At 69.1% G+C, this 13,653-nt stretch carries 14 protein-coding genes; 9 read left to right on the top strand and 5 right to left on the bottom strand.

From position 1 onward, the window contains the following. Window positions 1-97: 97 nt before the first annotated feature. A complete protein-coding gene (mgrA, locus tag AB0D57_RS22615) occupies window positions 98-1,087 on the bottom strand; it encodes an L-glyceraldehyde 3-phosphate reductase (RefSeq protein ID WP_362075677.1) in 990 nt (329 codons plus the stop codon). Between the two features lie 184 nt (window positions 1,088-1,271). On the opposite strand from mgrA, the gene AB0D57_RS22610 reads away from it, so the two are divergent. Together AB0D57_RS22610 and AB0D57_RS22605 are read left to right on the top strand one after the other, a co-directional pair. Next, complete coding sequence (locus AB0D57_RS22610) at window positions 1,272-2,165, top strand: LysR family transcriptional regulator (protein WP_362075674.1); 894 nt, start codon at window positions 1,272-1,274, stop codon at window positions 2,163-2,165. A gap of 214 nt (window positions 2,166-2,379) precedes the next feature. Beyond that, the gene (locus AB0D57_RS22605) at window positions 2,380-2,895 is read left to right on the top strand and encodes a DinB family protein (RefSeq protein ID WP_362075671.1); all 516 of its coding nucleotides are present in this window, start codon (window positions 2,380-2,382) and stop codon (window positions 2,893-2,895) included. Here AB0D57_RS22605 and AB0D57_RS22600 read toward each other — a convergent pair. Both AB0D57_RS22600 and AB0D57_RS22595 read right to left on the bottom strand, forming a co-directional pair. After that, complete coding sequence (locus AB0D57_RS22600) at window positions 2,877-3,947, bottom strand: adenosine deaminase (RefSeq protein WP_362075668.1); 1,071 nt, start codon at window positions 3,945-3,947, stop codon at window positions 2,877-2,879. The genes AB0D57_RS22605 and AB0D57_RS22600 overlap by 19 nt on opposite strands. Before the next feature lie 82 nt (window positions 3,948-4,029). Next, window positions 4,030-4,425, bottom strand: coding sequence for a VOC family protein (locus AB0D57_RS22595; protein ID WP_362075665.1), 396 nt, complete (start codon window positions 4,423-4,425; stop codon window positions 4,030-4,032). A 269-nt stretch (window positions 4,426-4,694) separates the two neighbouring features. Between AB0D57_RS22595 and AB0D57_RS22590 the strand changes: the two genes are divergently transcribed. After that, complete coding sequence (locus AB0D57_RS22590) at window positions 4,695-5,405, top strand: dienelactone hydrolase family protein (RefSeq protein ID WP_362075662.1); 711 nt, start codon at window positions 4,695-4,697, stop codon at window positions 5,403-5,405. A gap of 213 nt (window positions 5,406-5,618) precedes the next feature. On the opposite strand, the gene AB0D57_RS22585 is transcribed toward AB0D57_RS22590, so the two are convergent. Together AB0D57_RS22585 and AB0D57_RS22580 are read right to left on the bottom strand one after the other, a co-directional pair. Next, a complete protein-coding gene (locus AB0D57_RS22585) occupies window positions 5,619-6,506 on the bottom strand; it encodes a glycoside hydrolase family 19 protein (protein ID WP_362075688.1) in 888 nt (295 codons plus the stop codon). A 277-nt stretch (window positions 6,507-6,783) separates the two neighbouring features. Next, window positions 6,784-7,230, bottom strand: coding sequence for a MarR family transcriptional regulator (locus AB0D57_RS22580; RefSeq protein WP_362075659.1), 447 nt, complete (start codon window positions 7,228-7,230; stop codon window positions 6,784-6,786). Window positions 7,231-7,308: 78 nt separating this feature from the next. Here AB0D57_RS22580 and AB0D57_RS22575 point away from each other — a divergent pair, with 78 nt between their 5' ends. The 6 genes from AB0D57_RS22575 (at window position 7,309) to urtE (ending at window position 13,588) form a co-directional block, all read left to right on the top strand. Beyond that, entirely contained in the window at window positions 7,309-8,421 is a 1,113-nt protein-coding gene (locus tag AB0D57_RS22575; protein WP_362075656.1) for a substrate-binding domain-containing protein, read from the top strand. A 319-nt stretch (window positions 8,422-8,740) separates the two neighbouring features. Further along, window positions 8,741-9,961 carry an urea ABC transporter substrate-binding protein gene (gene urtA / locus AB0D57_RS22570; protein ID WP_362075652.1) on the top strand — a complete coding sequence of 407 codons (1,221 nt, stop codon included), beginning with the start codon at window positions 8,741-8,743 and terminating at the stop codon, window positions 9,959-9,961. Window positions 9,962-10,024: 63 nt separating this feature from the next. Then, window positions 10,025-10,921: an urea ABC transporter permease subunit UrtB gene (gene urtB, locus AB0D57_RS22565; protein ID WP_362075649.1), complete on the top strand. Its 897-nt coding sequence runs from the start codon at window positions 10,025-10,027 to the stop codon at window positions 10,919-10,921. Next, window positions 10,918-12,045, top strand: a complete 1,128-nt coding sequence (urtC, locus tag AB0D57_RS22560; RefSeq protein WP_362075646.1) for an urea ABC transporter permease subunit UrtC — start codon at window positions 10,918-10,920, stop codon at window positions 12,043-12,045. The genes urtB and urtC overlap by 4 nt, the downstream gene beginning before the upstream one ends. Next, window positions 12,042-12,896, top strand: coding sequence for an urea ABC transporter ATP-binding protein UrtD (gene urtD / locus AB0D57_RS22555; RefSeq protein ID WP_362075643.1), 855 nt, complete (start codon window positions 12,042-12,044; stop codon window positions 12,894-12,896). The genes urtC and urtD overlap by 4 nt, the downstream gene beginning before the upstream one ends. Beyond that, window positions 12,896-13,588, top strand: coding sequence for an urea ABC transporter ATP-binding subunit UrtE (gene urtE / locus AB0D57_RS22550; RefSeq protein WP_362075640.1), 693 nt, complete (start codon window positions 12,896-12,898; stop codon window positions 13,586-13,588). Before urtD ends, urtE begins: the two co-directional genes overlap by 1 nt. Window positions 13,589-13,653 lie beyond the last annotated feature (65 nt).

Here is a 13,653-nt window from a genome sequence, read left to right as displayed (position 1 = left end):
GGCGTCGACGCGGAGCGTCGGCAACCGACGACAACGCCGCAGATGGGCGTGCCAGACCCCGCGTCTGCGGCATGATCCGCCGGACAGGCCCTAAGCCTTACGGCTTGATGATGGCGTCGATCCGGGCCAGCTCCGCCGGGTCGAAGTCCAGTGCGCGGATGGCCGTCACGCTGTCCTCCAGCTGCTGAGGGCTGCTCGCGCCGATCAGGGCGGAGGTCACCCGGCCGCCGCGCAGGACCCAGGCCAGGGCCATCTGCGCCAGGGACTGGCCGCGGGACTTGGCGATCTCGTCGAGGGCGCGCAGCTTTCCCACGAGATCGGCGGTGACGGTGTCCGCGCTCAGGAAGGGGCTGTCGCTCGCGGCCCGCGAGCCCTCCGGGATGCCGTCGAGGTAGCGGCTGGTGAGCAGGCCCTGCTCCAGCGGGGAGTAGGCGATGGAGCCGACCCGCAGCTCGTCCAGCGCGTCCAGGAGCCCGTCCTCGGGGCGGCGGTCGAGCATCGAGTAGCGGGGCTGGTGGATCAGGAGCGGGGTACCCAGGTCGGCCAGGATGCGGGCGGCTTCACGGGTCTGCTCCGGCGAGTAGTTGGAGACGCCGACGTACAGCGCCTTGCCCTGCTGGACCGCCGAGTGCAGGGCGCCCATCGTCTCCTCCAGGGGAGTCTCCGGGTCGGGGCGGTGCGAGTAGAAGATGTCCACGTGGTCGAGGCCCATCCGGGCCAGGCTCTGGTCGAGCGAGGACAGCAGGTACTTGCGCGAGCCCCATTCGCCGTACGGGCCCGGCCACATCAGGTATCCGGCCTTGGTGGAGATGACCAGCTCGTCGCGGTAGGGCGCGAAGTCCGCCTTCAGCGCGTCGCCGAGGGCGGATTCGGCGGCGCCGGGCGGCGGACCGTAGTTGTTCGCCAGGTCGAAGTGGGTGACGCCGAGGTCGAAGGCACGACGCAGGATCGCGCGCTGGGTCTCCACCGGCCGGTCGGGGCCGAAGTTGTGCCACAGGCCGAGCGACAGCGCGGGCAGCTTCAGTCCGCTGCGTCCGGTGCGCCGGTAGGGCATGTCCGCGTAACGGTCGGGGTGTGCGGTGTACAACGCGTACTCCTGGAAGGCCGGGAAAACAGGTCTCCACTCTCGCGCGCGCCTGTGGCGGAGGTCCAACGGGAGAATCGGATGGGATTCAGCGACGGCGCTTCTCAATCGGCGACCGCTCCCGTCCCTCCACGGCTCGGTCAGCGGCTGTGTCCGGCCCTTCCCTCAGCGATTAGGCTGGTCCGCCATGGAACTGCGTCATCTTCAGCATTTCGTCGCGGTCGCCGAGGATCAGCATTTCACCCGGGCGGCGGAGCGGCTGATGGTGTCGCAGTCGGGCCTGTCCTCCTCGATCCGCGCCCTGGAGCGGGAGCTTCAGGCGCCGCTGTTCGTCCGCACCACCCGCCGCGTCACGCTCACGGAGGCCGGTCGGGCCCTGCTGGGCGAGGCCGAGCGGATCCTCGCGCAGGTCCGCGCGGCCCATGACGCCGTCGCCGCCGCGCAGGGTCTGCTGCGCGGCACGCTCTCCCTCGGTACCGAGCAGTGCATCGCCGGAGTGCATGTGGCGCGGCTCCTCGCCGCGTTCCGGCGACGCCACCCCGATGTCGAGATCCGGCTGCGGCAGGCCGGTTCCGGCGCGCTGGCCGAGGAGGTCGCGGCGGGACGTCTCGATCTCGCCTTCGCCGTCAAGACCCGGGCCGACACCGAGCAGCTGCGTTCCGTCCCGCTGACCAGCGAGCCGATGACCGTGCTCTGCCATCCCACGCACCACCTGGCGACCGCCGCCGTGGTCACGCCCGAGGAACTGGGAGGCGAGGCCTTCGTCGACTTCCACCCGGACTGGGGACCGCGCCGCACCACCGATGCGGCCTTCGCCGCCGCGGGCGTCCACCGCACCGTGACGCTCGAGGTCAGCGACGTGCACAGCCTCCTGGAGCTCGTCTCCGAGGGCCTCGGCGTCGCCGTCGTACCACGGCACTTCGGCCTCAAGCGGGAGGCCGGCGGTCTCACCTCCCTGCCCCTGAAGGGCGCCCGTGACGCGTCGTACGAGACGGTCGCCATGCTCCCGCCGCCGGGTGCCACCAGTCCGGCGGCCCGGGCCCTGATGGTCCTCCTCGACACCTCGCAGGACGGGGACTGACACCACCCCTGGAAGGGCTCCAGCGCTCTTCGCTCGAACGCTGGAGCGTCGGCCCCGGTCTGCGGCCGGGTACGGACGACCTGCGGATCCTGGCCGCTCAGGACGTCACGGGCGAGCAGTTGCCCAGATTCATGTACCGGGCCGGGTGCCGCTCGGCTTCCACGGGAGTGGGATTCCGGACGCGTGAGGGACCGCGGTGCGCGATGGTGGACCTATGCATGCCAAGGACATCCTCATCGACGCGTACAGCCGCATCCAGGAAGAGGTCCACGCCGTCGTCGATGGGCTGGCCGCGGACGACCTCAATGCCCGCCCCGCTGCCGACGCCAACTCCATCTCATGGCTGATCTGGCATCTCTCCCGCGTCCAGGACGACCATGTCGCCGACGCCGCCGGACTGGACCAGGTCTGGCCGGCACAGGGCTGGGACAAGCGCTTCGGCCTCGACCTGCCCCGCCTGGACACGGGCTACGGTCACAGCTCCCGGAAGGTGGCCAAGGTCCGGGTGGACTCCGGCGACCTGCTGGTCGGGTACTACGACGCCGTGCACGAACAGAGCCTGGGGTTCGTGCGCGGGCTGACCGCCAAGGACCTGGAGCAGGTCGTGGACGAGCGGTGGACCCCGGCGGTCACCCTGGGCGTACGGCTGGTGAGCGTCCTGGCCGACGATCTGCAACATGTCGGCCAGGCCGCCTACGTCCGCGGGCTCCTTCAGAGCGCGGCTTCGTAACCGGGCAGGACCACGTCCCGGATGAGGGCGGCCCGCTCGTCGAACGGGATGAACGCGCTCTTGATCGCGTTCACCGTGACCGTACGCAGGTCCTCGACACCCCAGCCCGCCTCCTCGACCAGCAGCGACATCTCGCGGGTCATCGTCGTCCCCGAGACCAGACGGTTGTCGGTGTTGAGGGTGACGCGGAAGCCGAGATCGCGCAGGGTGGTGATCGGGTGCTCCGCGATGGAGGTGGCCGCGCCCGTCTGCAGGTTGGAGGTGGGGCACATCTCCAGGGCGACGCGGCGATCGCGCACCCAGCCCGCAAGGCGGCCGAGCTTGCCGTCGACGATGTCGTCGGTGATGCGGACGCCGTGGCCGATGCGCTGAGCGCCACAGACCTGCAGGGCCTGGTGGATGCTGGGCAGGCCGTGGGCCTCACCGGCGTGGATGGTGAACGGAACGCTCTCGCCGCGCAGGTGTTCGAAGGCGGCCAGGTGGTCGGCGGGCGGGAAGCCGTCCTCCGCGCCGGCGATGTCGAAGCCGACGACGCCGCCGTCTCGGAACGCCACCGCGAGATCGGCGATCTCACGGGTGCGGTCGAACATGCGCATCCCGCAGAGCAGGGTGCCGACACGGACCGGGGCGCCCGCGGCCGCCGCCTTGGCCATGCCGGCCGCCAGGCCCTCCTGAACGGTCTCGACAACCTCGGGCAGGGTCAGCCCGCCGTTCACCATCAGCTCGGGCGCATACCGCACCTCGCCGTAGACGACACCGTCCTCGGCCAGGTCGAGCACGTACTCCTCGGCGGTGCGCAGCAGGCCCTCGCGGGTCTGCATCACGGCGAGGGTGTGCTCGAAGGTGGCTATGTAGCGCACCAGGTCACCGGAGTTGGCGGCCTCGTAGTACCAGGCGGCCAGAGCGTCCGGGTCGGTGGTGGGCAGGGTGTGGCCGACCGTCTCCGCGAGCTCCACGAGGGTGGCGGGGCGCAGACCGCCGTCGAGGTGGTCGTGCAGGACGGCCTTGGGGAGACGGCGGATGGTGTCGATGTCGATGCGGGGCGCGGTCATGCGTGTCGTTCCTCGGCAGGTTGTTCTGAGGGTGGTTACGGGCGGGGTGGTCAACGGGCGGGGGGTCTACGGGCGGAGCTGTCTACTGTGCGGCGGGCTGGAGCAGGTCCCAGCGGTTGCCGTAAAGGTCCTGGAAGACGACGACCGAGCCGTAGGGCTCGTGGCGCGGCTCCTCCAGGAAGGTCACGCCCGCGGCACGCATACGCGCGTAGTCGCGGGCGAAGTCGTCGGTGTGCAGGAAGAAGCCCACGCGCCCTCCGGTCTGGTCACCGATCCGGCCGCGCTGCGCCTCGTCCTTGGCACGGCCCAGTACCAGTCCGGTGCCCTGACCTTCCGTGCCCGGCTCGACGACGACCCAGCGGGATCCGTCGGGCCGCGGCGCGTCCTCGACGAGCCGGAATCCGAGGGCTTCGGTGTAGAAGCGGATCGCCTCGTCGTAGTCGTCGACGACGAGGGTGACCAGGGCGATGTGTCTCATCAGGACCTCTCCGGGGTTATACGTAACACGTAGGGTACGACATCCGGTCGAGTGGTCGGGGTCCGGCGAGCAAGCCGGTCACCGAGGGGTCGTCCGACGGCCCGTCCTGCCGCCCGTCCTGACGTACGGCCTGTTGCCGAAGGTGACCGTGCGCCGTGTCGTACGGGCCGGAAGGAAGTACCGCACCCATGCATGGCATCGTGGAGATCAACTCGGGGACCAGCCCGCCGTGCCCCCGCCTGACGCTGCCTCCACAGGAGTTGACTGCCATGTCCGAGCTGCCGAAGTCGACCGGAGCCCCGGCCCATCAGAACGTGACGTTCCCGAGCGCCGGGACCACCGCGCACGGCTACTTGGCGCTGCCGGCCTCCGGCCAGGGGCCCGGCGTGATCGTCATCCAGGAGTGGTGGGGCCTGACCGACCACATCGCCGATGTCGCGGACCGGCTGGCCGCGGAGGGATTCGTGGCGCTCGCGCCCGACCTGTACGGCGGCAATGTCGCCCATGACAGCGGTGAGGCTTTCCGGATGATGAAGGAGCTGCCGGTGGAGCGCGGTGTCGAGCTGCTCTCCGGCGCGGTCGACCACTTGCTCGGCCTGCCCGAGGTCACCTCAGACACGGTGGGTTCGGTCGGCTTCTGCATGGGCGGCGGCTTCGTCCTCTACCAGGCCGCGGCCGACCCTCGCGTCAGCGCTGCGGTGCCGTTCTACGGTGTGATCCAGGGCGAGCTGCCCGACTTCTCCGGCCTCAAGGCGCAGATCCTGGGCCACTACGGCGAACTCGACACGAGCATCCCCACGGAGGGACTGGAGCAGCTGAGCGAGGCGGTCCGGCAGCAGTCCGGCATCACGCCGAACTTCCGCCTCTACCCCGCCCAGCACGCCTTCTTCAATGACGGCCGCCCCGAGACGTACCACCCCGAGTCGGCCACGCGGGCCTGGGAGAGCACGGTGGCCTTCCTGCACGAGCAGTTGGGCTGACCCCGTAGGGGTCGCTCGCCCTGCGACGGCTCGCCGCCGGTCATCCGCCCGCTGGGCTTCCACGGGCGGGCGGCCGCCTGCGGGTCGGCGAGCGCGGCGCCGGAGTGCCGGTGCTCCGCGCAGGGGCAACCTCAGCCGACGGCGCGCACACGAACCTCACTTGCCCCGCAGGTGCAGCACGGCGATCGACCGGTCGGCGAGTGTTCGTCGTGGTCAGCAGTAGAGATTGCCGCCCGCCGTGGTCCCGAGAATCTGGACGAACCGCTGATACGCGTCCACCCGGCTCTGCACCTGCGCCGGGTTCTTGCCGTCGCACTCCAGGGAGCCGTTGATGCTGCGGATCGTCTGACCGAATCCCGCGCCGTTGACCATGGCGTTGTGACCCGTCATCGTGCCGGGGCCCGACTGCGTGTTCCAGTACCACAGGCCGGTCTTCCAGGCCACGGAGGCGTCGTTCTGCACCAGGTAGGGATTGTTGAGGAGGTCGATGCCGAGCGCGTCGCCCGCGGCCTTGTAGTTGAAGTTCCAGCTGAGCTGAATCGGACCGCGGCCGTAGTACGCGGACTGGCCGGCCGGGCAGCCGTAGGGTTGGCTCCAGTCGCAGTAGGTCGGGTAGTTGGCGGTGTTCTGCTCCACGATGTACACCAGACCGCCGGTCTCGTGGTTGACGTTGGCGAGGAAGGCGGCGGCTTCCTGCTTCTTCACGGTGTCGCTGCCGGTGTTGGCGAAGGCCGGATAGGCGCTCATCGCCGCCCTCAGCCCGCTGTAGGTGTAGAAGGAATTCCGGTTCGGGAACATCTGGTTGAACTGCGCTTCGCTGACCACGAAGTCGGACGGATTCGTGGAGCCGCCGTCGCAGGCGTACGGCTCCCAGTACCAGGTGCTGATGGTGGGGTCGTAGCCCGGGTTGTCGTGCTCGGCGATATAGGCCTTGCCGTCGGTGTAGCGGACGATATTGCCCGTGACGTACGACCTTCCCGCGACCCAGCTGGGATAGCTCGAACAGGCCGCGGCGGACGCGTCGGAGGCCGGCAGGAACACCGGGGTGGCGGCCGCGAGGGCGAGCACGGTCAGGACTGCGGAGAAGGGGCGCCTCGACACACGTGACACAGGTCAACTCCTTTGCGGAGCACGGCCGCACCCGAACAAGGGCAGCGCGGAGCGGATCCTTGAGCGCACGTGCCGGCGGGGCCGGCCACGGCGTCGGGGGCGGCCGTGGTGGGGGGTGTGGAGGCATACTCAACCGCTTTGGTATGTACCAGTCAAGGGTGTAGACCAGTCAGATCTGACAACGTTGGCAGACAAGTGCCGGACGCCCCACGGCGGTTGGGAAACATGACGGTGCCCACGTGAAAATGCCGTCCGCGAGATGAGCGTCTCAGAGAGTGGACTCTGCGTCGATCGACTCGAGCGTGTTCACCAGACGGCCGAGCAGGGCCCGCAGCAGTTCGTCGTCGCCGTCGCTCAGCACCGGCCACCGGTCACGGACCTCGCGGTCGAGTCGGCGCCAGTACGTCTGGCCGCGCGGGGTGAGGTGGGCCAGGATGCGGCGCCGGTCGAGGGGGTCGACGCGGCGGTGCACCAGGTTCTGGTCGACGAGTTGGTCCACGAGCTTGGTCAGTGTCGCGGGCGGCAGGAAGGCGGCCTCGGCGACGGCCGTCATGTGGTGCCCCTCGCCGTCGGAGAGCAGGGCCAGCACCCGCCAGGCGTCGAGCGAGCAGCCGTCCTCGTCCAGGACGGCCTGGAGGCGGCGCGCGGCCAGCCGCTCGGCCCGCGTCAAGAGCCGCACCAGGTCGTGAGACTGACGCGGGGATCGGCTACCCATCCTGCTCCTTGGTCACGAGGTGCACACATCGTATGAGACGGACTGGAGTTCACCGGGGGGACCCGAAATCATGACGCCATGTTCCGGAGCCTTCCCCCTGCGCTCGACTGGTTCACGGCCGACGACTCCGTGCTCAATGTGGCGCTCGTCTTTCCCCTCCAGGGCCCGGCAGGCATCTTCGGGCCCACATGCGAACTGTGCGCGCAACTGGCCACGGAGGAGATCAATCGTGCGGGCGGCGTCCTCGGCAAGGAGCTGAGGCTGCTGCCCGTCGACGGCGGCGCCCCGCCGCGCGACATCGCCGACCACGTCGAGGCCCTGGTGGACCTGGGCGTCGTTCAGGGCGTCACTGGCTGGCACATCTCCTCCGTGCGGCAGGCGCTGGCGCCGAGGATCGCGCATCGGGTCCCCTACGTCTACACCGCGCTTTACGAGGGCGGCGAGCACACCGCCGGAGTTTTCCTCACCAGTGAGACACCACGTGACCAACTCCGCCCTGCGGTGGGTCTGTTGACGAACGAGCGCGGGGCGCGCCGCTGGTTCGTCGTGGGCAACGATTATGTGTGGCCCCGCCGAACCGCCCGCGCGGCGGGCGGTTACGCCCGCGAGTTCGGGGGCGAGGTCTGCGGTCAGGCCTATCTGCCGCTCGGCACGCACGACTTCGACGGGGTACTGCGCCGCATCGAGCGGTCGGACGCGGACGCCGTCCTGATGCTGCTCGTCGGCAGCGACGCGGTGCGCTTCAACCGGGCGTTCGCGGCGGCCGGGCTGGACGAGCGGTGCCTTCGACTCAGCACGCTGATGGACGAGAGCATGTTGATGGCCAGCGGCCCGAGCACCACGTCCGACCTCTACAGCACCGCGGGTTTCTTCGCCTCGCTCGCGAATCAGGACACCCTCGACTTCCACGGCCAGTACGCCGGAAGGTACGGGATCGAGGCACCGGCCCTGGGAAGTCTCGGCGAATCCTGTTACGAGGGCGTCCTGTTGCTCGCCGCGCTCATCGCCCGGGCCGGGACGCTGGAGGTGTCGGCGATCGGAGCGGCGGCCGACACCGTGTCGTACGAGGGACCGCGCGGGCTGCTCCACCTGCGCGGCAGCCACGTACGGCAGCGGATCTATCTGGCGCGTGCGGACGGGGTGGACTTCGACGTGGTCGCCGAACTCGATCTTCACGGTTCCACCCCTTGACATGCCCGCGGCCGCACCAAGATACTTCCCACAGGAAGTAACTAGAATGCCTAGGGCAATTCGTGAATCCAGGTTCCGAATTCAGCCCCGGGCATTTTTTGTTGCCCTGAGAACGCCGGGTGAATGCCCCATGAGAGCGGGAAGATACCGCCGGGAAAGTATCCTGAAACGCTTTGGAAACAGGGCGACTTGAGGCTGTGGACCGCACTTCAGGAGGTCGTCTCCTCCACAGCCCGAGGGGGTTCTTTTGTCCAGCGGTTCCAGCGGTTCCAGCGGTTCCAGCGGTTTCAACAGTTCCAGTATTCTCCGACGCCGTCTGATGGCCGGCACGGCGGCGCTCGCGGCGGTCGTCGCGCTCTCCGCGTGCGGTGCCAAGACCGACGCGGGCGGTACGTCCGACAAGGCCGCTGAGGCCGACGTCAGCGGCGACACCGTCAAGGTCGGACTGCTCAACTCGCTCTCCGGCACGATGGCGATCAGCGAGGTGACCGTACGCGACTCGCTGAAGCTGGCGATCGAAGAGATCAACGCCTCGGGCGGGGTGCTCGGCAAGAAGATCAAGCCGGTCAGCGAGGACGGCGCCTCCGACTGGCCGACCTTCGCCGAGAAGGCGCAGAAGCTCATCAGCGAGGACCGGGTCGCGGCCACCTTCGGCTGCTGGACCTCCGCGAGCCGCAAGGCGGTCAAGCCGGTCTTCGAGAAGAACAAGTCGCTGCTGTTCTACCCCGTGCAGTACGAGGGGCTCGAGGAGTCCCCGTACATCTTCTACACGGGCGCGACCACCAACCAGCAGATCATCCCGGCCCTCGACTACCTCAAGAGCCAGGGCAAGAAGAAGATCTACCTCGTCGGCAGCGACTACGTCTTCCCGCGCACCGCCAACAAGGAGATCAGGGCGTACGCCAAGGCCAACGGCATGACGGTACTCGGCGAGGACTACGCGCCCCTGGGCTCCACCGAGTTCAGCACGATCGCCAACAAGGTGAAGGCGGCGAAGGCGGACGCGGTGTTCAACACCCTCAACGGCGACTCGAACGTGGCCTTCTTCAAGGAGTACAAGTCCGCGGGCCTGACCGCCACGGGCATGCCGGTCGTCTCGGTGTCGATCGCCGAGGAGGAGGTCAAGTCGATCGGAGCGCAGTACCTGGCGGGCCAGTTGACGGCGTGGAACTACTACCAGACCACCGCCGGCGCCGCGAACACCAAGTTCGTGAAGGCCTACAAGGCCGAGTACGGCCAGGACAAGCCGACGAGTGACCCGATGGAAGCCGCGTACACCTCGGTCTACCTGTGGAAGGCGATGGTCGAGAAGGCGAAGTCGTTCGACCCCGAGAAGGTCAAGGCGGCCTCCGACGGGATCACCTTCGACGCGCCCGAGGGCAAGGTCACCGTGGACGGTGCGAGCCAGCACATCTACAAGACCGCCCGCATCGGCAAGATCGGCTCCGACGGGCTGATCAAGCAGGTGTGGGACTCCGGCAAGCCGATCAAGCCGGACCCGTACCTGAAGGGGTACGACTGGGCCTCCGGCCTCTCCTGATCACCCGCGCGCGGGGGCCCTTCGCGAAGCGGCCCCCGCGTCCCGCCTCCCCGGAGTCGCCGCATGACCGTGATCCTCGGGCAGATGTTCACCGGCATCAGCATCGGTGCCGTTCTGCTGCTCATCGCGCTCGGCCTCTCGCTCACCTTCGGCCAGATGAATGTCATCAACATGGCCCACGGCGAGTTCATCATGGCCGGCGCCTACACCACCTATGTCCTCCAGAAGTCCATTTCCAGCGCGGGGTTTTCGCTCCTGGTCGCGCTGCCCGTCGCCTTTCTCGTGTCGGGGGCGCTCGGCGCTCTGCTGGAATGGCTGCTCATTCGCCGCCTTTATCTCCGGCCACTCGACACACTTCTCGTCACATGGGGCGTCTCACTGATGCTTCAGCAACTCGCCCGAGACATTTTCGGCGCGCCCAATGTGCAGACCCGTGCGCCCGATGTACTCACCGGGAACATCACCGTCATCGGCGGCGACGACCCGCTCACCTTCGCCAACAGCCGCCTGTTCATCCTGGGACTGGCGATCGCCGCGGTGGTCGCCCTCGCCCTCACCCTGCGGCTGACCCCACTGGGGCGGCGTATCCGCGCCGTCGTGCAGAACCGGGACCTCGCCGAGGTGTCCGGCATCTCCACCGGCCGCGTCGACCGCACCGCGTTCTTCCTCGGGTCCGGGCTCGCCGGAGTCGCCGGGGTCGCTCTGACCCTGGTCGGTCCGATCGGGCCCACGATGGGCACCAACGTCATCATCGACGCCTTCCTGGTGATCGTGGTCGGCGGCATCGGGCAGCTCAAGGGCAGTGTGATCGTCGCCTTCGTGCTGGGCGTGCTGCAGTCCGTCCTCGAGTACTCCACCACCGTCAGCGTCGCGAAGGTGCTGGTCCTCGTGGCCATCGTCGCGTTCCTCCAGTGGCGGCCCCAGGGGCTGTACACGCTGCGTACGAGGAGTCTCGTATGACCCTTCTGAAAGGCCGGTCGACCCCTCTGCAAGGCCGGTTGTCCCTTCTGCAAGGCCGGTCGGCACGGGCAGCGGCGGGTTTCGTGGGGGCCGCCGTCCTGCTGTTCGCCGTCGCCCCGCTCGCCCTCTCCGACTTCCGGCTCGGGCTGCTCGCCAAATACCTGTGCACGGCCATGGTCGCCGTCGGCATCTGCCTGGCTTGGGGACGTGGTGGCCTGCTGACACTGGGCCAGGGTGTCTTCTTCGGGCTCGGCGGCTACGCGATGGCGATGCATCTGAAGATCACCGACGCCGGGCCGGGCAACCTCCCCGACTTCATGGCTCTCTACGGCACCGCCGCCGAACTCCCCTGGTGGTGGAAGCCGTTCGCGAACCCCGTGTTCGCGCTGGCCGCGACCGTGCTGCTGCCGATGGCCGTCGCCGCGATCCTGGGTTCGTTCATCTTCCGGCGCCGGGTCAAGGGCGCCTACTTCGCGATCCTCAGCCAGGCACTCGCCGCGGCCTTCGCGATCTGGCTGATCGGCCAGCAGGCCACCACCGGTGGCACCAACGGACTCACCGACATCCAGGGCTTCTTCGGCTATGACCTGGACGACCCCGTCAACCAGCGGATGGTCTACTTCATCATCGCCGCGTGCCTGCTGGCCCTGATCGCCCTCGCCCGCCAGCTGATTCACAGCCGATTCGGCGAACTCCTCGTCGCTGTACGGGACTCGGAGGAGCGGGTGCGCTTCCTCGGGTACAACCCGGCGAACGTCAAGCTCGTCGCGTACGTCGTGGCCGCCGGCATGGCGGGGCTGGCGGGCGCGCTGTTCGTACCGGCCGTCGGCATCATCTCGCCCGCGATGATCGGCATCGTGCCGTCCATCGAGTTCGTCATCGGCGCGGCGGTGGGCGGCCGGGCGAGCCTGGTGGGCGCGGTGCTCGGCGCGGTCGCCGTGGCCTGGGCCAAGACCGCGCTGTCGGAGGAGTTCCCGGCGGCCTGGACCTACTTCCAGGGGCTGCTGTTCATCGTGGCGCTGGCGTTCCTGCCGGGCGGTCTCGCCTCGCTGACCGGGGTCGTACGACGGTGGCGGACCGGCAGGCAGCCGACGGCCGCACTTCCCGTGGGAGAAGCAGCATGAGCGAGCCATCAGGCCTGGAGATACGGCAACTCCGCGTGTCCTTCGACGGATTCACCGCCGTGGACGGGGTGGACCTCGACGTGCGGCCCGGCGATCTGCGGTTCCTCATCGGGCCGAACGGCGCCGGCAAGACAACCCTCGTCGACGCCGTCACAGGCCTCGCGAAAGCGACGGGTTCGGTCCGTTTCGGCGGCGATGAGCTGCTCGGGCGGAGCGTGCACCGGATCGCCCGGTCGGGGATCGGGCGTACGTTCCAGACGGCCACCGTCTTCGAGGAACTGACGGTCCTTCAGAACTTGGACATCGCGGCGGGCGCGGGCCGGGGCGTGTGGACCATGCTGCGCCGCCGCAAGGATGTGCCAGGGTCCGTCGCGAAGGCACTGGAGACGGTGGGGCTCGCCGATCTCGCCGACTCCCCCGCCGGGACCCTCGCGCACGGCCAGAAGCAGTGGCTGGAGATCGGCATGCTGCTGGTGCAGGACGTACGGCTGTTGCTGCTCGACGAGCCGGTGGCGGGCATGAGCCACGACGAACGGCAGGCCACCGGCGAGCTGTTGCGGCGCATCAGCGAGGACCGGACCGTGGTCGTCATCGAGCACGACATGGACTTCATGCGCTCCTTCGCGCGCAGCGTCAGCGTGCTGCACGCGGGCAAGGTGCTGAGCGAGGGGACAGTGGCCGAGGTGCAGGCGGATCCGAAGGTGCAGGAGGTGTATCTGGGGCACGCGGTAACCGAGGAGACGACGGAGGCCCTCGACGCGACGGAGACCGACGACGCGACGACGACCGTGCCCGAACCGACGGACGTACAACCGACCGCCGCACAACCGACCGCCGTACAGGAGGCGTGATGCTGGAGATCGACGACGTACACGTCGGCTACCACCGCAGCTCCGTCCTGCACGGAGTGTCCGTCCAAGTCCCGCGCGACGGCGTGGCGGCCGTGCTCGGACACAACGGCGCGGGCAAGAGCACACTGCTGCGGGCCGCCGTCGGACTGCTCACGCCGCAGAGCGGCCGTGTCCGCCTCGACGGCGAGGACATCACCCGCCGCAAGCCGCATGAGCGGGTGGCGCGCGGCATGGCCTACGTCCCGCAGGGCCAGCAGGCCTTCCCACACCTCACGACCGCCGAGAACCTCCAACTGGTCGCGGACGGACGGCGACGCGGCAAGGAGGCGATCGCCGAGGCCCTGGACCTGTTCCCCGCGCTGCGCGCCCTGTCGGGGCGGCGCGCGGGCCTGCTCTCCGGTGGCCAGCGGCAGCAACTCGCCATCGCCCGAGCCCTGGTGACGGAGCCTCGGCTCCTGCTTCTCGACGAGCCCACCGAGGGCATCCAGCCCTCCGTCGTGGCCGAGATCGAGGAGACGATCCTCGCCCTGGCCGCCCGCGGTGGTCTCTCGGTGCTCCTGGTCGAGCAGCACGTCGGCTTCGCGATGCGGGCGGCCCAGCGGTACTACGTCCTGGAGGCCGGGCGGGTCACGTCGTCCGGCGCGGGCGGGCAGGACGCCGAGCGGTCCGTGCGGGAGGCGCTCAGCGTGTGACGGCGCGGGCTCGCCTCGACGGGCGCGCGCCGGATCCACACGCGCCACGACGGCAACGGGATACT

The organism is Streptomyces sp. NPDC048275 (assembly GCF_040652275.1).
Classification (GTDB): Bacteria; Actinomycetota; Actinomycetes; order Streptomycetales; family Streptomycetaceae; genus Streptomyces.
The sequence above is the reverse complement of the archived record's forward strand: the minus strand, read 5'-3'. Positions and strand labels throughout refer to the sequence as shown.